27 protein-coding genes are annotated in these 23,808 nt (G+C 56.3%); 12 read left to right on the top strand and 15 right to left on the bottom strand.

What is annotated here, in order from left to right; translation table 11 throughout:
• Nucleotides 1-218: 218 nt before the first annotated feature.
• Nucleotides 219-1,070, bottom strand: coding sequence for a methyl-accepting chemotaxis protein (locus ATG98_RS09245; RefSeq protein WP_098420777.1), 852 nt, complete (start codon nt 1,068-1,070; stop codon nt 219-221).
• A 280-nt stretch (nt 1,071-1,350) separates the two neighbouring features.
• Here ATG98_RS09245 and ATG98_RS09240 point away from each other — a divergent pair, with 280 nt between their 5' ends.
• Nucleotides 1,351-2,805 (top strand): B-box zinc finger protein, encoded by a 1,455-nt coding sequence (locus tag ATG98_RS09240; RefSeq protein ID WP_098420776.1) that lies wholly within the window; start codon nt 1,351-1,353, stop codon nt 2,803-2,805.
• Between the two features lie 56 nt (nt 2,806-2,861).
• Here ATG98_RS09240 and ATG98_RS09235 read toward each other — a convergent pair whose 3' ends face one another.
• A complete protein-coding gene (locus tag ATG98_RS09235) occupies nt 2,862-4,301 on the bottom strand; it encodes a rhomboid family intramembrane serine protease (RefSeq protein ID WP_098420775.1) in 1,440 nt (479 codons plus the stop codon).
• Nucleotides 4,302-4,530: 229 nt separating this feature from the next.
• Here ATG98_RS09235 and ATG98_RS09230 point away from each other — a divergent pair, with 229 nt between their 5' ends.
• The gene (locus ATG98_RS09230) at nt 4,531-4,974 is read left to right on the top strand and encodes an OmpA family protein (protein ID WP_098422712.1); all 444 of its coding nucleotides are present in this window, start codon (nt 4,531-4,533) and stop codon (nt 4,972-4,974) included.
• Nucleotides 4,975-5,002: 28 nt separating this feature from the next.
• Here the strand turns inward: ATG98_RS09230 and ATG98_RS09225 are convergent, their stop codons facing one another.
• The 3 genes from ATG98_RS09225 to ATG98_RS09215 all read right to left on the bottom strand — a co-directional run bounded on the left by ATG98_RS09225 (nt 5,003) and on the right by ATG98_RS09215 (nt 6,462).
• Nucleotides 5,003-5,404: an MAPEG family protein gene (locus ATG98_RS09225; RefSeq protein ID WP_098420773.1), complete on the bottom strand. Its 402-nt coding sequence runs from the start codon at nt 5,402-5,404 to the stop codon at nt 5,003-5,005.
• Between the two features lie 72 nt (nt 5,405-5,476).
• Nucleotides 5,477-6,193, bottom strand: a complete 717-nt coding sequence (locus tag ATG98_RS09220) for a lysophospholipid acyltransferase family protein (RefSeq protein ID WP_098420772.1) — start codon at nt 6,191-6,193, stop codon at nt 5,477-5,479.
• Between the two features lie 50 nt (nt 6,194-6,243).
• A complete protein-coding gene (locus ATG98_RS09215) occupies nt 6,244-6,462 on the bottom strand; it encodes a hypothetical protein (protein ID WP_228706070.1) in 219 nt (72 codons plus the stop codon).
• Nucleotides 6,463-6,703: 241 nt separating this feature from the next.
• Between ATG98_RS09215 and pdsR the strand changes: the two genes are divergently transcribed.
• Complete coding sequence (gene pdsR / locus ATG98_RS09210; protein ID WP_098420770.1) at nt 6,704-7,405, top strand: proteobacterial dedicated sortase system response regulator; 702 nt, start codon at nt 6,704-6,706, stop codon at nt 7,403-7,405.
• Nucleotides 7,406-7,441: 36 nt separating this feature from the next.
• A complete protein-coding gene (locus tag ATG98_RS09205) occupies nt 7,442-9,589 on the top strand; it encodes a histidine kinase dimerization/phospho-acceptor domain-containing protein (RefSeq protein WP_098422710.1) in 2,148 nt (715 codons plus the stop codon).
• A gap of 7 nt (nt 9,590-9,596) precedes the next feature.
• On the opposite strand, the gene ATG98_RS09200 is transcribed toward ATG98_RS09205, so the two are convergent.
• The 4 genes from ATG98_RS09200 to ATG98_RS09185 form a co-directional block, all read right to left on the bottom strand.
• Complete coding sequence (locus ATG98_RS09200; protein ID WP_098422708.1) at nt 9,597-10,382, bottom strand: ATP-binding protein; 786 nt, start codon at nt 10,380-10,382, stop codon at nt 9,597-9,599.
• 128 nt (nt 10,383-10,510) lie between these two features.
• A complete protein-coding gene (locus ATG98_RS09195) occupies nt 10,511-11,008 on the bottom strand; it encodes a hypothetical protein (RefSeq protein ID WP_098422706.1) in 498 nt (165 codons plus the stop codon).
• A gap of 2 nt (nt 11,009-11,010) precedes the next feature.
• Nucleotides 11,011-11,334: a DUF883 family protein gene (locus ATG98_RS09190; protein ID WP_098420766.1), complete on the bottom strand. Its 324-nt coding sequence runs from the start codon at nt 11,332-11,334 to the stop codon at nt 11,011-11,013.
• 195 nt (nt 11,335-11,529) lie between these two features.
• Nucleotides 11,530-12,405, bottom strand: a complete 876-nt coding sequence (locus ATG98_RS09185) for a DNA ligase (protein WP_098420765.1) — start codon at nt 12,403-12,405, stop codon at nt 11,530-11,532.
• Nucleotides 12,406-12,892: 487 nt separating this feature from the next.
• Here ATG98_RS09185 and ATG98_RS09180 point away from each other — a divergent pair, with 487 nt between their 5' ends.
• From ATG98_RS09180 to ATG98_RS09170, 3 genes are all read left to right on the top strand, one after another.
• Nucleotides 12,893-13,153: an acyl-CoA-binding protein gene (locus tag ATG98_RS09180; RefSeq protein ID WP_098422704.1), complete on the top strand. Its 261-nt coding sequence runs from the start codon at nt 12,893-12,895 to the stop codon at nt 13,151-13,153.
• A gap of 15 nt (nt 13,154-13,168) precedes the next feature.
• Nucleotides 13,169-13,642 (top strand): transcription elongation factor GreB, encoded by a 474-nt coding sequence (gene greB / locus ATG98_RS09175; RefSeq protein ID WP_098422703.1) that lies wholly within the window; start codon nt 13,169-13,171, stop codon nt 13,640-13,642.
• 247 nt (nt 13,643-13,889) lie between these two features.
• The gene (locus ATG98_RS09170) at nt 13,890-14,159 is read left to right on the top strand and encodes a hypothetical protein (protein ID WP_098422701.1); all 270 of its coding nucleotides are present in this window, start codon (nt 13,890-13,892) and stop codon (nt 14,157-14,159) included.
• Between the two features lie 11 nt (nt 14,160-14,170).
• Here ATG98_RS09170 and ATG98_RS09165 read toward each other — a convergent pair whose 3' ends face one another.
• From ATG98_RS09165 to ftsY, 6 genes are all read right to left on the bottom strand, one after another.
• A complete protein-coding gene (locus ATG98_RS09165) occupies nt 14,171-15,634 on the bottom strand; it encodes a sensor histidine kinase (RefSeq protein ID WP_098422699.1) in 1,464 nt (487 codons plus the stop codon).
• Entirely contained in the window at nt 15,621-16,301 is a 681-nt protein-coding gene (locus ATG98_RS09160) for a response regulator transcription factor (RefSeq protein ID WP_098420760.1), read from the bottom strand. Before ATG98_RS09160 ends, ATG98_RS09165 begins: the two co-directional genes overlap by 14 nt.
• 189 nt (nt 16,302-16,490) lie before the next feature.
• On the bottom strand, nt 16,491-17,351 hold the full coding sequence (rpoH, locus tag ATG98_RS09155) for an RNA polymerase sigma factor RpoH (RefSeq protein WP_098420759.1): 861 nt from the start codon (nt 17,349-17,351) through the stop codon (nt 16,491-16,493).
• 133 nt (nt 17,352-17,484) lie between these two features.
• Nucleotides 17,485-18,471, bottom strand: a complete 987-nt coding sequence (gene ftsX, locus ATG98_RS09150; RefSeq protein WP_098422697.1) for a permease-like cell division protein FtsX — start codon at nt 18,469-18,471, stop codon at nt 17,485-17,487.
• Nucleotides 18,464-19,150 carry a cell division ATP-binding protein FtsE gene (gene ftsE / locus ATG98_RS09145; protein WP_007348252.1) on the bottom strand — a complete coding sequence of 229 codons (687 nt, stop codon included), beginning with the start codon at nt 19,148-19,150 and terminating at the stop codon, nt 18,464-18,466. The genes ftsX and ftsE overlap by 8 nt, the downstream gene beginning before the upstream one ends.
• Nucleotides 19,151-19,179: 29 nt before the next feature.
• On the bottom strand, nt 19,180-20,397 hold the full coding sequence (ftsY, locus tag ATG98_RS09140; protein ID WP_416376571.1) for a signal recognition particle-docking protein FtsY: 1,218 nt from the start codon (nt 20,395-20,397) through the stop codon (nt 19,180-19,182).
• 138 nt (nt 20,398-20,535) lie between these two features.
• Between ftsY and rsmD the strand changes: the two genes are divergently transcribed.
• From rsmD to hslR, 5 genes are all read left to right on the top strand, one after another.
• Nucleotides 20,536-21,192: a 16S rRNA (guanine(966)-N(2))-methyltransferase RsmD gene (gene rsmD, locus ATG98_RS09135; RefSeq protein ID WP_098420756.1), complete on the top strand. Its 657-nt coding sequence runs from the start codon at nt 20,536-20,538 to the stop codon at nt 21,190-21,192.
• Nucleotides 21,193-21,220: 28 nt separating this feature from the next.
• Nucleotides 21,221-22,033, top strand: coding sequence for a bifunctional DNA-formamidopyrimidine glycosylase/DNA-(apurinic or apyrimidinic site) lyase (mutM, locus tag ATG98_RS09130; protein ID WP_098422695.1), 813 nt, complete (start codon nt 21,221-21,223; stop codon nt 22,031-22,033).
• A gap of 199 nt (nt 22,034-22,232) precedes the next feature.
• A complete protein-coding gene (locus tag ATG98_RS09125) occupies nt 22,233-22,565 on the top strand; it encodes a hypothetical protein (protein WP_098422693.1) in 333 nt (110 codons plus the stop codon).
• A 99-nt stretch (nt 22,566-22,664) separates the two neighbouring features.
• Nucleotides 22,665-23,354 carry a GMP/IMP nucleotidase gene (gene yrfG, locus ATG98_RS09120; RefSeq protein WP_098420753.1) on the top strand — a complete coding sequence of 230 codons (690 nt, stop codon included), beginning with the start codon at nt 22,665-22,667 and terminating at the stop codon, nt 23,352-23,354.
• 40 nt (nt 23,355-23,394) lie between these two features.
• Entirely contained in the window at nt 23,395-23,805 is a 411-nt protein-coding gene (hslR, locus tag ATG98_RS09115; RefSeq protein ID WP_098420752.1) for a ribosome-associated heat shock protein Hsp15, read from the top strand.
• Nucleotides 23,806-23,808 lie beyond the last annotated feature (3 nt).

Raw genomic sequence — 23,808 nt, 5'->3', positions numbered from 1 at the left:
TTCAGTAGACTGCAACTCCATAACGGAGATCTTCACTATTCACGGGCTGAATAGTGAAGCGTTAACATTCATTCTATGGTCAGTTTTAGCCGATTTTAGCGAGTTGTGTAACCGGCGATAAGCTCATCTACCTGGCCAATCATCTGCTCGATGTCGGTCACCATGATCTGGGTTTTTTTGGCTTCGCGCAACACGTCCTGGCTTTGTTCAGCCACCAGCTAAACGCTCTGGTTGATCTGCCCGGATGCCACTGCCTGTTGCTCGGTAGCCGATGCAATCTGCAGGTTCATGCCGTTCACTTCGGCAATGGCCGCTTCAATAATCGTAATCGCCTCACCGGTCTGCTTCATCGCATTGAGCGTCTCCCGCGAGCGGGTCCCCCCCATTTCAATCGCGGCCAAAGTGGTTTCCGACACATTGGCCAGGCCGTCCATGGTGGCGCGGATTTCCGTGGTGAATTCCTGGGTACGCCGCGACAGTTGCCGCACCTCATCCGCAACCACCGCAAAACCGCGACCATGCTCGCCAGCGCGGGCGGCTTCAATAGCCGCGTTCAACGCCAGCAGATTGGTCTGGTCCGAAATATCGTTAATAGATGCAATAAAACTGCTGATAGACTGAACCTTTTCCACCAGTTCAGTCACCATGCGGGCGGAATCCGTCAGCGCCGTGTTGGTGGCGTCGGTCATGGCAATGGCGCTGTGAATATGACGCCCGCCTTCGGCTGAGGCTTCCGCCGAGCGACTGGCCGCTTCCGCCGCGGCCTGGTCGGTCTGGGCCTGCTGGACGTCGGCAATGCGATCGGTGGAGCTGCCCGCGACCATCAACGCACTGGCGCTGGTGCGCAGATTGCCGAACAGCGAACGTACAGTCTCAATCAGCTCGCTAAAACGCTCCGTCATGGTATTGAACGAGCTGCCCGCCAGATCGCCTTCGCTGGCTACAAGGCGACCGCGCAAGTCCTGTTCTTTGTCAAAGGCGCTCACCAGAGCGATCATTTCCCAAGACCGCTTCTGATCGGAGGCCAAACTGATCGCAAAAAACGCCAGAATACCGGCATCAAACACCACAAAAGCTGGCGCTGGTTGTTTTTAGTAACCACATAGAGCCGTGCACTGTGGTTGATGTCAACGCCGTTACCGGCCTGGCGGGCGGCAAAAACACCGCGCTGGCCAGAAGAATTAGAGGTTTGTGTTTCAAAGCTAAGTTTCCCGTCTTAGTCAGGTAAAAAGGGTGGGTTGGTGGCAGCGGCGTGCCAGTTTTAGTTAACGACGGGAACAACGTATTCTTTAGGCAGCGCTTTTGCGATTATAGCTACCGCACCCAAGCCAGTCAGGACGCAGACACATTTTGAAACACTATTGCCACTATCACCCCGGCGACCCGGCCAAATGGCATTGCGGTGAATGCCAGCTGCATTTTTGCGCCCGCTGCATGCCAGATGCTAACGCCAAACAACGTCGCGGGATTTGCCCCCAGTGCAGCAAGGCAATGCGCTATTTGGGGGCCGCAACCGAGGTAGTGCCGTTCTGGCACCGGCTGGGGGCGTTTTTCCGCTATCCATTCCACACTGATCCACTGCTGGTTATCGCCATCTGTACCCTGGTGCCGGCCCTGGTGCCTCAGAATCTGCTGGGCATGCTGGTGTGGCTGTTGCTGGCGCTGGCGTTGATGAAATACACCTACGCCGTTATCAATCGCACCGCAGAAGGCCACCTGAAGCCACCACCGTTGGCCGAGGCCTTTAGCGGCAGCGGCTTTAACATTGTGATATTGCAGATTCTGGTGTTTGCGCTGATGGGCGGACTGGTGACGGCCGCGGGCATGCTGGGGGGACCCTTGCTATTACTGCTGACGCTGGCGTTTGTGGTGCTAGCCCTGCCCGCCAGCATTATGGTGTTGGCCATGGAGCGCAGCGTGGGCGCGGCGGTAAACCCCCTGAACCTGGCCACTTTGATCGCCCGCATCGGCAGCCCCTACTTCCTGCTCTACGGTTACCTGATTCTTCTGGTGCTGGCGTCTGGCGCGGCACAGGATTTTGCTTTAACGCACTTTTCAGAATGGGTATCGCGGCCGCTGGCAGGTTTTCTTAACAGCACCTTCACCCTAATGCTGTTTCACATGCTGGGTTATCTGCTGTTTCAGTATCAGGAAGAGCTGGGTTTTGCTGCGGACTACCAGGACCCTATTGAACCCGAGGACCAGCACCACCGCGACCAAAGCCAGCGCTTTGATGCCGATCTGGACATGAACCTGAAAGATGGCAACTACGATCGCGCGCAGGCTCTGCTGCTGGAACAGCTCAAGCGCGAGCCAGACAACTCGCTGCGCATTGGCCAACTTTACCGATTGCTGGCGGCGCGCAATGACATTCGCAGCCTGCACGCTAACCATCCGCGCATCATGGCCTGGCTGGCAGCGCGCAATGATGGCAAGGCCCTGGCCGATTTGCTGGTGCAGCTGCAGCAGGCAGACCCACAATTCCGTTTGCAAGACGCCGAGCTTTCGGTAACGGTGGCCGGCGCGCTTTATCGCAGCAGTCACCATCGTTTGGCATTGAAACTGCTACAGGATTTTCACAAGCGTTTTGCCGACAGCCAGGCACTGGTGCCAGCCTACCTGCTGGCCGCGCAAACCCTGGCCAACGGCCTGGGCCAGTGGGAAAAAGCCACGGCGTTTCTGGGCTTTATTCAACGCCAGTGCCCGCAACACCCTCAGCACCCAGAAATTCAGCACTTTCTGGAGCAAGCGCAGGAACGCCAGCCATTACGCGGCCCCAAAGCCAGCTTTAACGTAGCGGACTAATGTTCCGCCTTGCTAATTCGTAAGCCTGTTGAGCGCCTGGTGCCGCCAGCGTAGCGTTATAACCACTGCCGGTAATACTGGGCCTTGGGTGCCATCTGGCGTTTTTCAAATTCCGCCACCAGCAGCCGGCAGGCCTCGCTGACCATCAGCTCGCTGCCAGCGCCTCGCAGGCGCTCAAAGGCTTTTTCTGCGGTGCTCAAATCATGCTGTTTCAGGCTGGCAAACAGCACACGATTGTGGTCTTCCGCCGCCAACGGATGGTGCGCCTCGCCTTTGGCCAGATACTCCTGCCATACCGCAATAACCTGATCAAATTGCTGCCTGCTAAGCGCATCCCCCATCCGCTCGCGGCTAAGGTGACGATACTCTGGTAGGTCCGGGCGCAGTTGCGCCAGTTGCTGCTGATGTTGCAGCACCAACGCGCGCTGGGGGTAAGCTTCTCGCAAAGCCTCAAAGCGCGCGCTAGCCAGCTCAAAGTCCAGGGTAGATATAGCCGCCATAGCTTGCCCGTAAGCCTCGGTAAAAGCGGCATCTTCCGCTCCGGGTTCCGGCTCGAAAAACGTGTCTTTCACCTGGAACCAGCTTTTACCCAAGGCTCCCACCAGAACCGCACCTGCCAGCAGACCGCCAGCGTGGGCCACGTAGGCAATACCGGTAGCACCGGCGTACCAGTAATCGTAAATCTCTTTACCCAGCCACACCGGCAGAATGGCGATAGCCGGCGCTCGGAAATAGTTAAAGTAGACGCCCAAAAAAATGAAAAAGCGGATTTTTTGCAGGCCGTAAATCGCCACGTACATGCCCATCAGCCCGGAAATGGCGCCAGACGCACCAATCAGCGGCACCAGGCTGCCCGTAGAGAAGCCAGTGAACATTAAGCCAGACAGCGCCCCACACAGCAGATAAGCCAGCAGAAAGCGCGCAGCTCCCAAAGCTTTCTCTACGGTAAACCCCAGCAAAAACAGAAACACCAGATTGCCCAGCAAATGGCCCCAGCCGCCGTGCAAAAACTGATAGCTGATAAGGCTGTGCAACGACAAATGCGCGGGTATCAGCCCAAAGCGCTGGGCACTAAGCCGGCCAATAAAGTTGTCTTCAATAAAGCCCCGCTGCTGTTGCCAGCGTTCGCGCTCTGCGCTGGCCCACACCAGATCACGGTTATCGAGCAAATACTGATAGAAGTCGCGGTCCATCAGCAGGGTCACCGCCAGCCAGCCATTTTTTTGATTGGCCTGAAGATTGCGCATCTGCTGCAGCTGGTAAACCGACTCGCTATCGCCCTGCTGGCGTATCTGGCGCAGCAGGTAATCTTCGTAAACCGGAGCCTCCAGAGCCTGCAGATTATTTTTCAGATAATGGCTAACAGCCACCTGAAGCTTGCGTTGGTCGGCGCCCTGATAAAAGGTGAACACCAGCATGCAGGCCAGCATCAACCCTAAGGTAATCCAGGGAGGGCGTTTCCAGTTAACAGCGTTTTCAGCGGGAATAATCAGCATGGGTCATCACATTTGATCACAATTGGCCACTTGTAAGCCGTGTTTTGTCATAGCCTGGCCTTAGTTGTGCGGTTTAATGGCGCTATCGACCAACCGCCTAATGCTGTTATTGTTCTGCGCGTCAATAGTTCGGCCTTGATATATAGTACGGCCTCGAAATCCGGCTATGAACATCATCGTTCGGCGTAAAAACATTATCAGCCGGCCCCCGAATGCAAGGAAACCCCACATGACCGTTCTTGTTTTGGATAACCCGGAATTACTGGCCCTCGCAGCCCTGGCCGAGGGTTTTCAGCCAGATTCATGCGCCGAGTCACACAAACCCCGCCAGTTGAAGTTCCATTACGGCTACAACAAGCATCAGCTTAGCACCGCCGACATGGACATGCTTACCCGTCACGGCCACTACTTGCGCCGCAATGTTCATTTACATGTGCGCGTTCACGGGCATTCCGACGCCTTTGGTAGCAACGACTATGGTCATTTTCTGTCGCGCATGCGGGCCAGCGCCGTGGAGCGTTTTCTAATTGAAGAGGGCGTGGAGGAACATCGTTTAAAAGCCGTCGGCTGGGGTCCAGACCGCCCGTTGGCAACACGGGCTGATCATGTTGCCAACCGCCGGGTGGAACTGGAGTACGTGCAACACAGCGTATCCAGCGCGTTGTCCGGCTAAATTGCCTAGACCCCGGACATTTTTCGACCTACCCGTATACTTGAAACACGTTCAGCAGCAGCAGCACGGCGATCATCAGAATTGAGATCCAGGTTAGCAAAATACCCACCATGCGGGCCTTGTGGGGCCCGCCCTGGCCCTGGAACATGCCCCAGGCGTGCAATATGCGCCCCAACACAAAAGCCATACCAATCCAGTAAATAAAACCGTTAGAAACGCCGTTCAGCTCGGCAATACCCAACATCAGCAGGGTCAGCGGTGCGTATTCCACCAGATTACCGTGAGCGCGTACGGCAGCCTCGAAATCGCGGTCATCCGTAATACCCATATCCTTGCCGTATTTGATTCGGTACTTGACCACAACGGCAGACAAAAACAGCAGCAAAATTCCGATAACAGCCGCGAAAACACCGGTTATAGGTACAATCATATTCAGTCCTGTTGTTCAATAAAGTGCCCACGCGGGCTATGCCTGCGGCGCTGACAAGTGGCAGAAGCTAACTTACTGTGCCTTAGTTTCACCCAGCTCGGCAATTGCCTTGGCCATGGCACTGTGGCAACGCGCAATCAGTTCGGGTATGTCTTTGTTGGTCATGCCGGTGGTTTCAATGGCCGGCAAAATCCTGAGCGGAACCAGTTTGCGGCGGCCCAGCCAGCCCTGGGAGTCGTCCTGATACTGGCCAACACACACCATAATCAGCGGTGATTCAGACGCAATGGCCGCGTAAAATGCGCCTTTTTTAAAACTTTGCAGCCCCTTACCACGGCTGCGCGTGCCCTCTGGAAAAACCCACAGGCTTTTACGTTCGTGAACAATGGTGTCGCCTACCGCCTGCATGCTGGCAACGGATTTGTGCGAGCGCGAACGGTTCAGAATCACGTTGCCACCAAGCCAGAATACCTGTCCGAAAAACGGCACCCACAATAGCCCCGACTTGCCCACCGCCACCACACGCCGCGGCACAACATCCCCCACAATCAGGAAATCGTCGTTATGCTGATGATTGGCGATAACCACCATGGAACGGTCTTTGGGCATATTGTCGGCGCCGTACAGCGGGCGCTGCATACCAAGCACTGCGCGCCCGAAACGGGCACACACTCCGGCCAGAATACGGTTATTATCCGGATTAAAGGGCCTCGCCAGATACAGCAACATCAACAGCAAACACAGCAGTAATACACCCGTCCACGCCAGTATTTTTCTCATTAGGGCCATAAAATAGCAACTCTGTGTCCGATATTTTGGCGCACAAGTGTACGCCAGGTTTACGGCCCGGAGACAGTCCCAATTTGCTCAAACACCCATACCGCAGAATCCAGGGCGTCGCCGGTTTCGCCAAACAGCGGATGCACGAACATAATCAGCAACATAACCAGCCACAAACCGGCGGCATCACGGCCACGCCTCAACCCGATTATGGCGCGGCGCACCAACACACGGCTGAACGATATTACCTGCGCAAAAACCAGACCTGTCATCATCATAATCAGCACCGCCATTTTACGTTAGTAAGTTGCGTTATTGCTGCGGACACCCGGCAGGCGCCCGCAATCATTGCAACAGCACTGTATGACCCTAATATGGCAGCAGCAGCGGGCAACTGTGATCAATTGTGGCAAGCCCCGCAGCACGACCCTTTTGCTCTTGTGCCGCGCGAGCGTCACCACTATCTTAGGTTTGCGGCATTGCTCGCCTATTAACCCCTCATCCACTCACCGGGCCGCTATGAACAAGCATCTGGCACTGATCGAAGACGAACCCGCCATCCGCGACAATTACCGCGCTGCATTCGAGCGCCGGGGCTTTTCTGTGTCTACCTACGGTGACCGGCCCGCTGCCTGGCAGGCGTTACAGCGGCAGTTGCCGGACCTGGCGATTATTGATGTGGGACTAGGGAACGAAGCAGAGGGCGGGTTTACCTTGTGCCAGGATTTACGCCGGCAGTCAGCCACGCTGCCGATTATTTTTCTGACCGCCCGCGACAGCGACATAGACTCCGTACACGGCCTGCGCCTGGGCGCAGATGACTACGTCACCAAAGACATGAGCATGGAACACTTGCTAGCCCGCATTAATGCGCTGCTACGCCGCGCAGACGCCTGGAATCAGGCCCAGCAACAGCCCGACGAATTGCTGGCAAGAGGCAAGCTGACACTGAACCTGGACCGCATGAGCGCCAGCTGGAACAACCAGGCCGTTGAGCTGACGGTCACCGAGTTCTGGATGCTGCACGCACTGGCCCGCCACCCAGGCCACGTGCGCAGCCGTGTTCAGCTGATGGACGCGGCCAGCACGGTACTTGATGACAACACGGTGACGTCGCACATCAAACGTATTCGCGGCAAATTCAGCGCTCTGGACCGCGACTTCAACAGCGTTCAGACGGTTTACGGCATGGGTTACCGCTGGCACGACCACAATGCCTGAGCGCGCCATTTCTGGCCTAAACCAAGAGCCGTGCGCGTGGCCGCACTGAGTCTGAAACGCCAGCTGTTGCTGGTAAGCCTGTTAATGCTGCTGGTTCCTCTTGCCGGGGTTCAGTTTGCGCTTGAGTTAGACAACATTCTGCGCCAGCAGGCCCAGCAACAGTTGCAGCAACAGGCAAATCGCCTGGCCCTGCTGGCGGGTGATGAACTGCTGGCACAGCCTCCATTGGCCGCCGGCACGTTTGCGGTTTATACCTCAGCTCAGAACAGTGCCCTGCTGCTTGACGGCTACGCCGATGATTGGCCTGGCTACGATTCCCCCAAGCCCTTCCCACCGCCGGCGCAAGCGCCTCTATCCGCTCTTCAACCCTGGCAGCAGCTGCCAGGGGCCGCCCCTCAGCCTAGCGCGCTTTACTGGCAGGCCAGCCACAGCGATAAAACCCTGTATCTGCTGATTCGCATTCCAGGCCAGCCGCCTCAGCTGTTCAATCCCGGAGCGCCGCAGCAGGCCCACCACCGGTTATTGCTGCAACTGTCCAGTGGCGCCAATCAGCTTCGTGTAAACCCGCGTAGTCAGGCCTGGTTGCTACGGCCGTCGGCACCCGGGCAGCTGCCGGCCCGCAGCGGTGCTAACTGGACCAAAACCGACCCGGGCGTGAACGCGTTCTGGCAACCGGTAGCCAATGGCTGGCAGTTGGAACTGGCCCTACCCCGGCCAGCCCCAGGCAGCCGCATAACCCTTGCCCTATATGGGGGCGAAGGCGTGGCTGCTGAAAATCCGCCATTGGCGCAGATTCCAGCAGCCGCTTTGGTTCGCCGCAACGCGGATCTGGAACAGGCGCTGGCCAGTTGGCTAGACAGCGGCCAACAACTGCGAGTAATGGAGGAATCCGGTTGGGTTATCGCCCGTCAGCAACGCACAGCCATGGCCGCAACGACGACGGACATCGAGCCTAGTGCAGCACTCATCAACCCAGTCGATGAAAACACCTCATGGCTGCAACAGGTCGGGCAAAATCTGCTGCAAGCGCTGGTTAAGGCCAACCAACCCGACCCGCTTCTGGTGAATGAGGAGCTCTGGCGCCAGCTCCCGGTTGATCTTCCAGCCGCGGCGTTGATGCGCCACAGTAACGGTAGCCTGTGGCTGAGCGCACAGGCACCGGTGTTTGGTGGGCGAACACTGGTGCTGGAGCAATCGCTGGATCAACTGCTGAATATTTCAGGCGCCGCTCTGGGCACCGTGCTGGCCCGCAGCCTTCTAATTATTATTGGTTTGGTGGTGGTTTTGCTGGGTTATGCCAGCTGGCTGTCGTGGCGCATTAGCCGACTGGCGAAATGGGTCACCCAGTGCGTGGATACCGATGGCCGAATGGCTGCCCAAGTGCCATTACAGGCCAGACCAAACAGCGGTAACGACGAGCTGGGCCAGCTGCAGCAACGTTTTAATCAGCTGATCAGCAGTCTTCACGGTTACAACCAATACCTGGAAAGCTTTTCACAGCGTTTGTCCCATGAACTGAAAACGCCACTGGCGGTGGTGCGCTCATCCCTTGATAACCTGACTCACTGCACCGACGAAGCCGAGCGGCAGAATTATCTGACCCGCGCCCAAAGCGCCGTGGCCAGGCTTAGCGGTATTTTACGCAGCATGAGTGAGGCCGCACGGCTGGAGCAGAGCCTGGAAGCCGAGCACAAAGAAGTGTTTGATGTGGCTGAAGTGCTGACGCAGGTGACAGCCGCCTACCAGGCGTTGGACCCGCACCACGTTATTGTGTATCAGGGCCCGCAGCACGGCAGTCCAGTTTTGGGGTCTCCGGAGCTGTTGGTACAGCTTTTGGATAAGTTAGTCGACAACGCGCGGGACTTTACCCCTGAAGGCCAACGCATTGAGTTGGATTTGCGGCGAGTTGACCAGGGCTGGCGACTCAGCGTGTTTAATCAAGGCTCCAGACTGCCCGCCGGGGCCGATATTTTTTCGCCGTTTGTGTCCCATAGAATAGGCGAACTCAACACGTCCGAACATCATCTGGGTCAAGGCCTGCTGATTGCGCAGTTGATCGCGAACTACCACCTGGCCCGACTGGACGCGGATAATCAGAGCCAAAACGGCCTTGACGGCGTGGCGTTCCGGCTGGTGCTTCCTGCCGCCGAATCAGGCGCGGATGTAAATCCGACGCCGCCTTAATCGCCTGTTAATCAACTAGCGGCGAGCGCGGGCCGTGCTGACGGAAAAACTGCTGCGCTGTGCGGCCATTGCGGACACCGCGAGCGGTCGCGAAACGAATCGCTTGCTGGTGCAGAGCCTCACGATCGCCAACTTCGACAAACAGAGCATCAATCGCCTGCAAGTAGAGCTGTTGAGAAAACGCATAGAAGGAAAGCTGCAAGCCGAAGCGATCAGCCAGAGAAATCTGTTCCTCTATGGCTTCGCCGGGATGAATTTCACCACCACGACTACTGCTGTTCATATTATCGGCCATGTATTCCGGCATCAGGTGGCGGCGATTCGAGGTGGCGTAAACACGGACATTTTCCGGTGGCAATTCCAGCGAACCTTCCAGAACGCTTTTCAACGCTTTGTAGCTGGTTTCACCCGCCTCGAATGACAGGTCATCGCAAAAAATAACGAAGTGATAGGGCAAATCCCATAAATCATCAACAATTTCAGGCAGGTGCACCAGGTCGTCTTTATCCACTTCAATCATCCGCAGACCCTGTGGCTGATACTGGTTCAGCAGCGCTTTGATCAAAGACGACTTGCCAGTACCACGGGCGCCCCAAAGCAGCACGTTATTAGACGGCTGCCCCTGCAAAAAACGTTCGGTGTTCAACGCCAGCGCTTCCTGCTGTTGGTCTACGCCGGTCAACGACCCCCAGGTAACCGGATCCAGGCGGCGAATAGCACGCAGGCCGGAACGGTGCCTTCGCCACACGGCGGCCGGCGTGACGCGCCAGTCGATAGAATCAGTAACTGACATACGCTTCTCCCTGTAACCATCTTTAAAGCAGGCACTGTAGCGCAAAGAGGTTTGTTAAAACCAAAAAACCCCTGAGCGATCGCAATGACCGGGCTGGATAAACAGAGTTCAACGCAAGCACAATTGACTCAGGGTGGAGTGTTTGCGCCAGGGGATTGAGGTTCGGCAGGGGAAGCCGCGCTTTCTTCCGGCTGCTCCATCATCGACATGCCGCCTTGAAGCAACAGGCGCCGCAGGCGAGAATCGTCGTGCCCGGCAATACCGGCTGCAAACGCAATGGCAATGGCTTCCAGGGGGTTGTCTGTGATCGCGGAACGCAAAGTCTGGATGGGCGAACGGGACGCAGTTTTGGAACTGCCCTCGCTACCGCTTTGACTTTTCGAAGAGCTTCCGGGGCTAACCAGTCGATAGAAAAACAATGCAACCAGCAACACGCAAACCAGCCCGGAAATGGCCATCGCCCCGGCCTGCCCCACCAAAGGGGCAAGCGCAAGGGTGGCTGCGCTCACCAGCAAATGCAGCCCGGTAAGCAACAGCGCCGCCAACAAAATCAGCGCCATTACAAAACCAATCAGCGCGGCTGCGGCCTTGCGGATGGTGCTTTTTATAGCGGCAGAATCAAACATGGTCAGCGATCGAGCATCTTACCAACCACAATGCCCGCCAGAAACATCAGAATGATGCTCAAAAAAGGGCGCTCTTCGATTTTGTGTTCAACGCTTTCCACCGTTTGCGAGCCGGCTTCCGTAGCGCGGGCTATCGCTTTGTCACCGCTTGCACGCAGCTGATCGAAAATCGCGTGGGTTTCCTTGCTGATTTCACTTTTCAGATTGTTGGCACTGTTTGCCTGGCTGTTGGCCACGGCCTTGGTCAGTGCGGCTAGGTCTTCCCTGAGAGCTGTCAGATCGCCTTTCACGCGAGCGTAATCGTCTTGTGCGGCTTTATGTTCCATGAGCTATCTCCTGACTTGGTAGAGTGATCCAGAAACGTGATGTGTATTCGACTCTTCATTAGAGAACGGATGGAGAATGTTCCTTTCCATCAACGCCGACATTGCAGCTGTCAGCTCAAATAACTCTAGCACAGTGGCCTGAATGCACCATGACAGTCCATTAATGCAACGGCGTTTGGGCCAGACGGTGAAAACTTACTTAATAACAGGCACCTCTGGTTCATCATTTCGCACTCGCACAAAGCTGGCAAATCGTGGCAGGCCGGTGGCTGTTTGGCCGGAATATTTGAAGGTAACAACGCTGCCCGGTGGCGGCGGATCTGCACGCTCGGCGTCGCTGAAACCGCTGCCAATGCGAAACTCACGGTTATCGGCCAGCCGCACCCGCAGCGCGCCCATCATCCCCTGATATTTGCCCTGGCCCGGCAGAATGCCCACAACGGTCGCTTCGGCGTCGTCAAAGCGTTTCACTTTTAACAAGTCGTCCGAGCGGCCAGCCTTATAAACGCTAGCGCCACGGCGCAGCATCAGCCCTTCACCGCCGACTGCAATCACGTCATCCCGGCGAGCCATCAACTGCTGATGGTTTCCGGGCCGTTGCTGCTTGACCAAGGCCAGGTAGGGTGAGCCCGCTTGATTGACCAACTCCCGCAAACGGGGAAGACGTTGGTCGAATGTCTGGTCGGTTAACGGCACATCGAACACCATAAAACGCACTTTACGCCAATCTGCATCGACTGGACGAACGGTGCGCACAATGCCGGAAAGTTGCGCGAAATGGCCGCGTCCCAACCACAGTTCGCCGTCTAACGGCTGCGATGGAAAATCGCTGACAAACCAGTCAGGCGCCTGAAACGGATTGCCGCGGCGGGACCACAGGCGCTCACCGTCCCAATAAGCCCGCACTCCATCCAGCTTTTCGCTCACCCAATAATCCGCAAGCGGCGCACCCTGTTGATACACATTGGCCAACGGAACCTTCGCTGGCGCACCAAGCACCACGGTCGCCATCAGCGCCATGCCTGCCAATAAACCTGAACCCAGGCGCTTCATCCATGAAATAACAAACATCAACAACTCCTTTAAATTTAGGCTGCGCTCCATCCTGGTGCTCAACACTTGTCACTCTACTTTGAAGCACATTTAAAATGCGAGCAGTGTTTGCGAACTTGTCAGCACGCTTACCCCGCCACACAGGCGGCGTAGAAATGAAACTGTGCGCCGAATCTGTCCCTGCAACTGTTCACCGCCACGTAAGCGGCTTAAAAAGCCAGTTCAACGGCGAGCCTAGCTTGCCAAGAGTCCAACGTCATGTCGGCGGCTGAGAAAATTATGAGCTGCTATGTCAAGGTCGGAAGGGTGTAAAAAGATGCGGCAAGTCATTGATATTTTTTCTGGTTGCCCAATGCCACCGGCTATGTGGATAGTAAAGTAAATAGAATGTGAACAAGGGCAAGTTTTCGCTCAAAACCATCCCGCTTTGATCCTCCACGCTTTGAACTGTGACGACAACCACGGCGCCCGCTATACTCGCTGCATCAGCCACAGGAGAGCCACCATGAGTGATCTGAAAACCCAATTTGAACAGGCCGTGAATGAAGTACAGAACGCCGACGGCGATTTTAAGCCTTCGACTGAAATGAAGCTGGAATTTTATGCGCTGTACAAGCAGGCAACCGTCGGCGACGCCAGCGGTAAGCGCCCTGGAATGATGGATTTTGTGGGTCGGGCAAAGTACGACGCCTGGGCTAAACTGGAAGGTTCGTCAAAAGACCAGGCAATGCAGCAATACATCGACAAACTCGCTGCGGTTAAGTAGCGCCGTGGGCCGGCCATGAAAACCAATCTGATTACCCGCGAAGGCTACGATCTTCTGCAACAGGAGCTGGACCAGCTCTGGCGCCACGAACGTCCGGAGGTTACCCGCAAAGTAACCTGGGCCGCCGGCCTTGGTGATCGTTCTGAAAATGCTGATTATCAATACAATAAAAAGCGCCTGAGGGAGATAGACAGGCGCGTACGCTTTCTGCGCAAGCGTTTTGAAGAATTGAAGGTGGTTGCCTATTCGCCGGAGCAAGAAGGCAAGGTGTTCTTTGGCGCCTGGGTCAGCCTGCTGGACGAAGACGACAAGCCACTGACGTTCCGCATTGTGGGACCGGACGAAATCTACGGCCGCAACGATTACGCCTCTGTCGACGCACCCCTGGTGCGTGCCTGCCTGAAAAAAGAGGTGGGTGACGAAGTAGCGGTTATGCTGCCAGCCGGCGAAAAAACCTGGCTGATTGAGGCCATTCGCTACCCTTGCTGACGTTTCATAAGCGCGGACAGCAGACATAAAAAAACCCCGTTAAACGGGGTAAGGTTTGCACTGTCTGGAGTTCAGCTGCTATGTGACCTTTATTATACTCCAACACTATTACCAATGGATGTCGGGACCGTTACCAGTTAGTCAGAATTGATCGCCAAGCGCTAAGGTTCACCATAATTAGGTTGTGCGCTCTAGTAGCCCGGCGTAACGTTCGGCCAACGTAGTTACATTCACAACGGAGGCTGTCATGAACCGCCAAAAATTACAGGATCTGGCGCTACAGAGCGTCGATACCCTGGGTTATCAGTTGGACCGTTTCGGTATTACCAGCAAGGTAAATCGCCATAATCTGGCGGCTTACCTTATGCACGGGCAGAGACAGCTGGAAGGCGAGTGGGACAGTTTGCAGGTGCGTTTTGATGTGCAAAAAGCCCGCTTCGAAAAACTGAGTGAAACGGTGGAACAGCGGGCGAATCGCCTGTTACGCCCACTCAAGCGAGATAAACAGCAGGGCTGAACCCGCCGCTTTCAGATCTTGGGGTTGTTGCTGTCGGTCGCAGGGCTAGCGGCGTTGATGGCTTTTCTACGCCGCTTTCTACGCTCTTTCACCATCGCCGGCATACGAACGGTAATGGTCAGCCCCGGCGACTCTTCGCCGGGATAGGTGTCCGTCAGTTCGATACGGGCTTGATGAATTTCCGCAACCGCATTCACCAGGCTAAGGCCGAGCCCGTTACCGGGTAAAGAGCGGCTTTTACCCACCCGGTAAAAGCGTTGAAATACTTGGCTTTTCTCTTCGTCTGGCACGCCAATACCGCTGTCTTGCACCGAAAATACCGCTTCGTCGTTTTCTTTGCGCACACCAATGCGAATGGTGCCGTGTTCCGGAGTGTACTTGATGGCGTTATCAATCAGGTTACTGAACATCTGGAACAGCAGATCCCGGTCGCCTTCAATATTGACATCCCGTTCCAGCTCTTGCTCGAAATTCTGGTCTTTGTCTTCGGCCAGTGCCTCGTAAAGTTCGCAGGCGTCTTCCACCAGCGCGTCTATCGCCACGGTTTTTACATCCCCGGCGTTGCCACGACTTTCCAGGCGGGCAATACGCAACAGGGCGTTAAATGTGGCCAGCAGTTGGTCGGCTTCGGCCACCGCACGTCTGGCCTGCTCGCGGGCTTCGTCGTTATCGACCGACATAAGAGTGTTTTCAAGCTGATTACGCAGACGGGTCAACGGCGTGCGCAAATCGTGGGCGATGCTGTCAGATACATGGCGAATGCCTTCCATCAGATACACGATACGGTCGAGCATCTGATTCAGGTTTTCCGCCAGCTGGTCGAAATCGTCTTCGGTCCCGCGATTTGGAATACGCAGTGACATGTGCCCGTTCATAATTCGGCGCGAGGTGTTATTGATGATTTCAATGCGGCGAGTAGTACTGCGGCTCATCAGAAAACCGCCCAACAGGGCCAGTGCAAGAGTAATCCCCATGCCCCAGTTGATGGTGTTTTCAATGACCTTTTTAACGTTGGTCAGCTCTTCAACATCGCGGCCCACCAACAGCAGCAAACCGCCCTGCACTTCGAAAATTCGCGCTCGGGCCAGGCGCTGACTGCCCATCCAGCCTACTTTTTCATCGAGTTTGAAGTTGATCCAGCCGGATTCCGTGGCGGTGCTTTGCGGCCATTGCTGGATATTACCGGCGAGCTTGACCTGCTCGTCGGTGGTCAGCAGATAAATCGATTTGGCGTTGGGTTCGCGGGCTACACGCTCACGGATGATGGTAATCAGGCCGTTTACCCCACGCCCGCGGTATTGCTCCGCGAGGCCCGCAATCTCGGCTTCAATCGTGGCGTCTGTCTGGGCGGTCATAAAACCGGCCGTACGCCAGTATATGAACGCCAGAAGCAAGAACACCGAGGTGGCAAACACCACCATATACAGAAGTGCCAGCTGGAACGACGACGTTCTAAGCTGGCTAAGCAGTTTCACGCAGCATGTACCCGGCACCGCGAACGGTTTGCAGCAGCGGCGTATCGAACTCTTTGTCGATTTTCGCCCGCAGACGGCTGATGTGCACGTCAATCACGTTGGTCTGGGGGTCAAAATGATAGTCCCAGACTTTTTCCAGTAGCATGGTGCGGGTAACCACTTGGCCGGCGTTGCGCATCAGATATTCCAAAAGACGGAATTCCCGCGGCTGTACGTCAATGTTCTGGCCTGCGCGTTTCACCGTGCGTGCCAACAGGTCCATTTCCAGATCGGCAACATGCAATACGGTCTCGGTTTCTGCTGCCTGACGATTACGGCGAATCAGCGATTCGATGCGGGCCAGCAACTCGGTAAACGAGAAGGGCTTGGTAAGATAGTCATCGCCTCCGCCACGCAGGCCTTCTACCCGGTCGTCCACATCGCCCAGGGCGCTGAGAATCAAAATGGGCACCTGATTGCCGGTGGCGCGAACGGTTTTGATGATGGTGAGGCCATCCATGCCAGGCAACATGCGATCGACAATCATAATGTCATATTCTTCGCTGGCTGCCATCAGCATGCCTGTTTTGCCGTCGTCCGCGTGATCCACCACAAAGTCAGATTCCCGCAGGCCTTTCACCAAGTAACTTGCTACGTCATGATCGTCTTCTATGACCAGTGCTTTCACCGGTATTCCTCCCGCTGGCCTATGATAGTGCTCCAAGGGTACGAATAACCCGGCCGCTGGGCCAGTTACCATCTTGTAAGAGGCTGTCGCCTATGACGACGCAACACTTAAAAGAACGCCACCAGGCGCAAAAGCGGCGGTGGCGTTAATTGGCAGAGCCTTGTTAACACTGCAGTTAAGCCGCTAAAGTCAGGCCGCTTCTTGCATGTGCAGACGTATTTTCTTCATCGCATTTTTTTCCAGTTGACGAATGCGTTCGGCAGATACCCCGTAACGATCGGCCAACTGGTGTAAGGTCGATTTGGTCTCTGACAGCCAGCGTTCGCGCAGGATATCCTGGCTGCGATCGTCCAGGGTGGACAGAGCCTGCATCAGGCGCCCGTTGGAATCTTCAGTCCAGTCGGAGCGTTCCAGTTGGGTAGCCGGATTGCTGCGGTGATCTTCAAGGTAATACGCCGGCGCCTGGTAAGCGCTGTCTTCGTCATCGTTCATCGGGCCGTCGAAAGCCGTATCGTGAGACGACAGGCGGCCTTCCATTTCGCGCACCACGCGAGCTTCCACGCCTAAGTCTGCGGCCACTGCGTTTAGCTCATCGTGGCTTAGCCAGGCCAATTTCTTTTTCTGGCCGCGCAGATTAAAAAATAGCTTGCGTTGGGCTTTGGTGGTCGCCACTTTCACAATGCGCCAGTTGCGCAAAATGAATTCGTGAATTTCTGCTTTGATCCAGTGCACCGCGAACGACACCAGCCGCACACCGTATTCGGGGTTGAAGCGTTTAACGGCTTTCATCAAGCCCACGTTACCTTCCTGCACCAGATCAGACTGGTTCAGACCATAGCCGGAATAACTGCGGGCAATATGAATCACAAAGCGCAGATGCGACAAAATCAACTGGCGGGCTGCGTCTACATCGCCCTCATGATACAGGCGTGCCGACAATGCACGCTCTTCATCCACGGTTAAAATGGGTATGCGACTCGCAGCCTGAATGTAAGACTCGAGATTAGCGCCCGGAACCAGCTTGTCCATTAGCTGTAAACTTGTGCCCATGCTTTATTCCTCCGAATCTGTACGCTGTAAAAACAGACAATGGCATATAAGACCATAAAATGCCCTGAAAGTTCCTGAACGCATCATTAAAACGCGGTAAATACGGGTGCTCATAGACTTCCTGCGGCCTATTCTAATGGTCTCCCGGCTCCATGTCATCCAGATGCCTTCGCACCGCCACCCAGGCGCCCAGCCAACCCAGAGCCATGGCCGCAAAAATCAACATTGTTGCGTTTTCAAAGCCCAACCCATGCAGAACGAAATCACTGTGATATAACTCCGCTAACCTCGCCACTGGTGCGCTTAGCCACCAGAAAGTAATGAGCAACAACAGCCAGGCCACTAGACCGCCGCCCAAACCAAACCATGCGCCGGTGTACAGAAAAGGGCGGCGCACAAAGGCATCAGTGCCACCCACCAGTTTGGCCACCAGAATTTCATCGCGCCGGCTTTCAATGGCTAAGCGCACGGTGTTACCAATAACCAGTACGACCGCAACCGCTAACAAGATTGCCAGCGCCGTAGCAGCCCGCGTCAATAGACCGGCCAGGGCGTTCAGCCGCTGCAACCAGCCCAGATCCACCTGTACCCGCTCCACTGTCGGCAAACCTTGAAGGTACTCCACCAAAGTCGCCACGCCGTCGCTACTGCGATAACTCGCCTCTGGTGTAATCAACAGGCTGTGGGGCAGCGGGTTTTCCTGCAGAAAATCCAGTGCGTCGGCAAGCCCGGAGCTGGCGCGAAATTCCGCTAGGGCACGCTCGCGGTCTACCAGCTCTACAAACGCCACCCGACTGTCGGTGTCTATCTGATCAGCCAGCGCATTGGCCTGCGGCAAAGGCGTTTCAAGACCAAGGTAAACCGTCACCCGCGCGCCATTCTCCCAACCGGCACTAACACTCTGCAAACTGGCCAGCAGCAGTAACAACGCCACCGGCAGCGCCAACGCAACGCCCATAACGGCCCAGGTCATCATGCTGGACACCGGGTTACGCCACATGCGCGCTATGCTGTCGCGGGCTACCGTGCGGTGGTGGTCCAGATAACTGCCCGCAACCTGCTTCAGCGGCGAGGCGCTTTGACGGGCGCCGCCGGGGCGCGGAACCGGTGCTTTAGCCATGGTTCGCCTCCGTCCGCGGGCGGCCATCAGCCACCAGCTGGCCTTGGTCTAGCCTTAGAGTGCGGCGGTTCATATCGTTAATCAATGTAATGTCGTGGCTGGCAATCAACACGGTTACACCAACCTGACTGAACTGGCCAAACAGATTCATAATATCGGCAGACAGCTCCGGGTCGAGGTTACCGGTAGGTTCATCGGCCAGCAGCACCGGCGGCTTATTCACCACCGCCCGAGCAATGCCAACGCGCTGCTGCTCGCCACCGGACAACTGCAAGGGGTTCATCTTCTCTTTGCTCAGCAGACCCACTTTGTCCAAGGCCGCGCGCACCCGCCGACCAATGTCACCCGGGGCAACGCCAATGACCTGCAGCGGCATGGCAACGTTGTCGAATACGGTGCGATCAAACAACAGCTGGTGATTCTGAAACACCACGCCAATGTGACGGCGAATGTAGGGGATTTGCCGCCGCGGCAGACTGTTCAGCAACTGCCCGCCAACCCATACTTCACCGGCGCTGGGGCGCTCCATTACCATTAGCAGTTTCAGCAAGGTACTTTTGCCCGCCCCGGAATGCCCGGTCAGAAACGCCAATTCGCCTCGGTTAAGAGCAAAGTTCACCTGTCGCAGCGCGGTGTGATCGCTGTCGTAGCGTTTCGTGACCTGGCGGAACTCGATCATCACAATCCCTGGTGGTTAGCGCTCAAACGTTAGTCAAAAAGAGCGTCGACGAATGCACGGGCGTCAAAGCTGCGCAGGTCTTCAACCTGCTCCCCCACGCCAATAAAGCGAATTGGTAGCTGCAGCTGGCGAGCTATCGCGAACACAATACCGCCTTTGGCCGTGCCGTCGAGTTTGGTCAGCGTGATGCCGCTGCCCCCCACCGCTTGCTGAAACACCTGGGCCTGATTCAATGCGTTCTGGCCGGTGCCGGCATCCAGTACCAACATGACCTCGTGGGGCGCTGCAGCATCAAGCTTTTTCATCACCCGCACGACTTTTTCCAGCTCGCTCATTAAGTTGTCTTTGTTCTGAAGACGCCCGGCTGTGTCGGCAATGACCACGTCAATGCCGCGAGACTTGGCTGACTGAATGGCATCAAAAATAACAGACGCGCTGTCGGCGCCGGTGTGCTGGGCGATCACCTGGACTTTATTGCGGTCGCCCCAAACCTGCAACTGCTCTACGGCGGCGGCGCGGAATGTATCCCCCGCGGCCAGCAGGACAGACTTGCCTTCGTCTTGAAATTTCCTGGTGAGTTTGCCAATGGTGGTGGTTTTTCCAACCCCGTTTACGCCAACCATTAAAATGACATAAGGCTTTGCCTGAGGGTCGATCACCAGCGGCTTACTGACATCTTTCAATAAACCGTGGAGCTGATCGCGCAGCGCCTGGCGCAGAGCTTCGCCGTCTTTGAGCTGATCGCGCTTAAGCTTCTCAGTCAGCGATTCAATAATTTCGGTGGTTGCGGTTACGCCCACGTCTGCCATTAACAACGTGGTTTCAATTTCTTCCAGCAAGTCTGCGTCAATCTTCTTGCCCGCCGAGAACATATCCGCCAGGCCACCGGTAAAGCTAGCGCGGGTTTTGCCCAGGCCGCGGCGAATGCGCTCAAGAACGCTAATCTGGGGCTCTGGCTCAACTAACGGTTGAGGTACAACCTCCGGCTTGAACGCTGCCGGTTCGGGTACGATGGGCGCCTGTTTAGACTGGGGCTCAGCCAAGGCGGTGTCGGCCGGCTCGGCATCAACCTCTGGCTTTTTTTCAGGCAGCGGTTGCGGCGCAGGCGCGGCTTGCGAGTCTGGCTGACGCAACTCGAACGGGCGCGGGCGCGGAATCTTTCGCCGGTTGCTGGCCAGATCCAGCACGAACAACAAAACAAGCAAGGCCGCGAGGCCAATTGAAATCCACTCTGCCGTTATAGTCATACCATTGAATCCAAAAATAAGCGGGACAAATTAGGCCGCCATTCTAACAGACTGCTGCCGGTTAGCGAGGTAGCGCACGCGGCGACGCTTTTGTTTTATCATGGGCCGGCCCAAACACCGCCTTTCAGGACACATGCCATGCCTCAGCGCCGCAAGTCACCGCGCCCTTTGCCCAAGCAACACGCCGCCGATAGTCAGCGCCCTAAATCGGCCTCTACTAATGGGGGCGCCCAGGGCGAATTACGCATCATCGGCGGCGACTGGCGCAGTCGCAAGCTGACATTTCCAGACAGCGGAGGTGTGCGGCCAACGCCGGCGCGCACCCGCGAAACCCTTTTTAACTGGTTGCGTTTCCATCTGGCCGGGGCTCGCTGCCTGGATTTGTTTGCGGGCTCCGGTGCACTCGGGCTAGAGGCATTATCACGGGGTGCAGCCCACAGCGTGTTTGTGGACCACACGCCAGAACTGGTCAAAGCGCTCAACAGTAATCTTGCACTTCTGCAGGCCGACAATGCCCGTGTTGTGCGCCAGGACACCGACGCCTTTCTGGCGAGCCCGGGGGAAAGCTTTGACATAGTATTTATTGACCCGCCCTTTCGTCAGGGCTGGCTAACACGACTGCTGCCCGCGCTGGCAGACAACGGTTGGGTCAAACCCGGTAGCTGGGTTTATTTAGAACACGAAAGTGAACTGACGACCCCAGCGGTGCCGGCCGGCTGGCAATTGCAGCGGCAAAAGAGCGCCGGGCAGGTATGCTACTGCCTGTTTCGGATAACCGACACAACATCAGCCTGACGCTGCTTTTTATGACGGAGTGATCACCTTGCCCGAATTGCCTGAAGTTGAAACCACCCGCCGTGGCATAGCACCCCACCTGGAAGGCCAAACCGTTCGCTCTGTCAGCGTTCGTAATGGTCGATTGCGCTGGCCGGTGCCAGAGGATCTGGGTGTCCGATTGGAAGGAGAAGTGATACGCAGTGTGGAGCGGCGCGCCAAATACCTGTTTCTGAATCTCGACAGCGGCAGCGTTATTGTGCACCTGGGCATGTCTGGCAGCCTGCGAATCATTACCGACGACAGCGCTGCGTTAACCCATGATCACGTGGAGCTGATGCTGCATTCGGGTGTACGCCTGAGATACAACGACCCACGCCGTTTCGGCTGCTGGCTGTGGTCCTCAAATCCCAGCACTCATCCGCTGATCGCTAGCCTGGGGCCAGAGCCGTTGGCGCCCGAATTCAACGGCGCCTATTTATTTCGCCGTTCCCGGGGCAAAAGCACCGCGGTCAAATCCTTTATTATGGACGGCCATGTGGTGGTGGGCGTGGGCAATATTTACGCCAACGAAGCCCTGTTCAAGGCCGGCATTCACCCCCGAAGACAAGCCGGACGCATCAGCCTTAGCCGCTACCACCGATTGGTCGAGGTGATTCAGGAAACCTTGATGGCCGCCATCCTGATGGGTGGCACCACCTTGCGGGACTTTGTTAACAGCGACGGCCAGCCCGGCTATTTCGCACAGTCGCTGCTGGTGTACGGCCGCGGTGGCCAGCCCTGTTCCGAATGTCAGGCTACGCTGCGGGAAATCCGCATGAATCAGCGGGCGACGGTATACTGCACCCGTTGCCAGCGCTGAGGCCGTGTTCAATCTGCCAAAATCGTTTGAAAAAGCGCAAATATGCTTCATAGTTAACAGTGCTACAGACTAGCGCTGCTAAACTGAACACTGGCAATACACCCATCGTTGCGGCCGCTGTTCAATTAAGTAGCCACACAAAACAGCCGATCATAGCTCTTGTGACTCATCAGGGCTGATTTCGCTCAGGAGACATCGAATGACCCGCAAGCTGACCCGAATTTTGACGACCATGATGGTCGCCAGCCTGCTCTCATTTTCCGCCATCGGCCACGCCAACACGCTAGATGAAAGCCCTTCTGCGCTGGCTATGACGACCGATGCACTGATTGTGCGTCCTTTGCTGTTGGCGACGACTATTGTGGGCAGCGCGGTGTACTTGGTGTCACTGCCATTTTCACTACTGGGCGGCAACACCGCTGAAGCCGGCGAAGTATTGGTAGCAGGGCCGGCCCGAGCCACATTTAAGCGCTGTCTGGGCTGCACCCGCAGCGGGCGCAAGCACGATACCGTTGAGCAACCAACGAACTGATTCAGCCCGTTTCAATGGCCCTGAGTCAGCACAAGCCTGGGTTGCCAGGCGCAATCAATTGAGGCAGCCTGTGAGAAATCTCACAGGCTATTTTTGTTTATGGTGAACTGGTCAACTCTTGATACGGTGTTCCTGGATATGGACGGAACACTGTTGGACCTGCATTTCGACAACCACTTCTGGCTGGAACATCTGCCGCTGCGCTACGCACAGAAGAACAATCTGCAACCTCAGGTAGCCAAACAGCAGCTGATGGCTTTGATTATGGCCCAGCGAGGCTCGCTGAACTGGTACTGCACCGATTACTGGAGCAACCAGCTGTCCATGGACATCAATGGACTGAAAGCCGAGGTGGGTGAGCGTGTGGGCTATCGGCCCCATGTGCGGGCGTTTCTATCCAGCCTGCGCGAACGCGGCTTGTATACGGTGATTGCCACCAATTGCCACCCGGACCCCCTGGCCATGAAACTTGAGCGTACCGGCCTGAACACCCTGGTTGACGACATAGTGTCTAGCCATCAGCTTGGCAAACCCAAGGAAGACCCTGCTTTTTGGCAAGCACTGCACCGTGTGACCCCCTACGATCGCAGCCGCACTCTGATGGTAGACGACAGTTTTCCCGTGCTTGAAAGCGCCGCCAAAGCCGGTATTGCACAACTGCTGGCGGTACTGGCACCAGACAGCCAGCAGCCTGCCAATCGCGCTCACCCGCAAATCACCGGCATTCATGACTTCGATGAAGTACTGCCACAACTGCAGAAGCAACGGCCCCTGCCATCTGCGGGATGACACCGTTATAATCAACTCGCGCAGCAAAAGGTGAGATGACATGGCTACACCCAACAAAAACGACGATGACCGCGTCAGGCTGGACAAGTGGCTATGGGCAGCGCGCTTCTTCAAAACTCGTGCGCTGGCCAAAGACGCGGTGGAAGGCGGCAAAGTGCGTTACAACACCCAGCGTTGCAAGCCCGGCAAACTGATGGAAGCCGGAGCGGAACTGTCGATACGGCTGGGCTGGCAAGAAAAAATTGTGATGGTAGACGATATCAGCGACCGCCGCCGTGGGGCGGCGGAAGCGGCCCTGCTTTATCACGAAACCGAAGACAGCGTGAAAAAGCGCGAAGACCTGGCCTTGCAACGCAAAACCCTGCAAACCTCCCAGCTGCCGCCGGCACGGCGCCCGTCAAAAAAGGACCGCCGCGACATCGACCGGTTTCGCGAACACAACGGGCTCTAGCAG

Source organism: Marinobacter sp. LV10R520-4, from assembly GCF_002563815.1.
Lineage (GTDB): Bacteria > Pseudomonadota > Gammaproteobacteria > Pseudomonadales > Oleiphilaceae > Marinobacter.
This window is presented reverse-complemented; position numbering and strand designations above follow the sequence as displayed.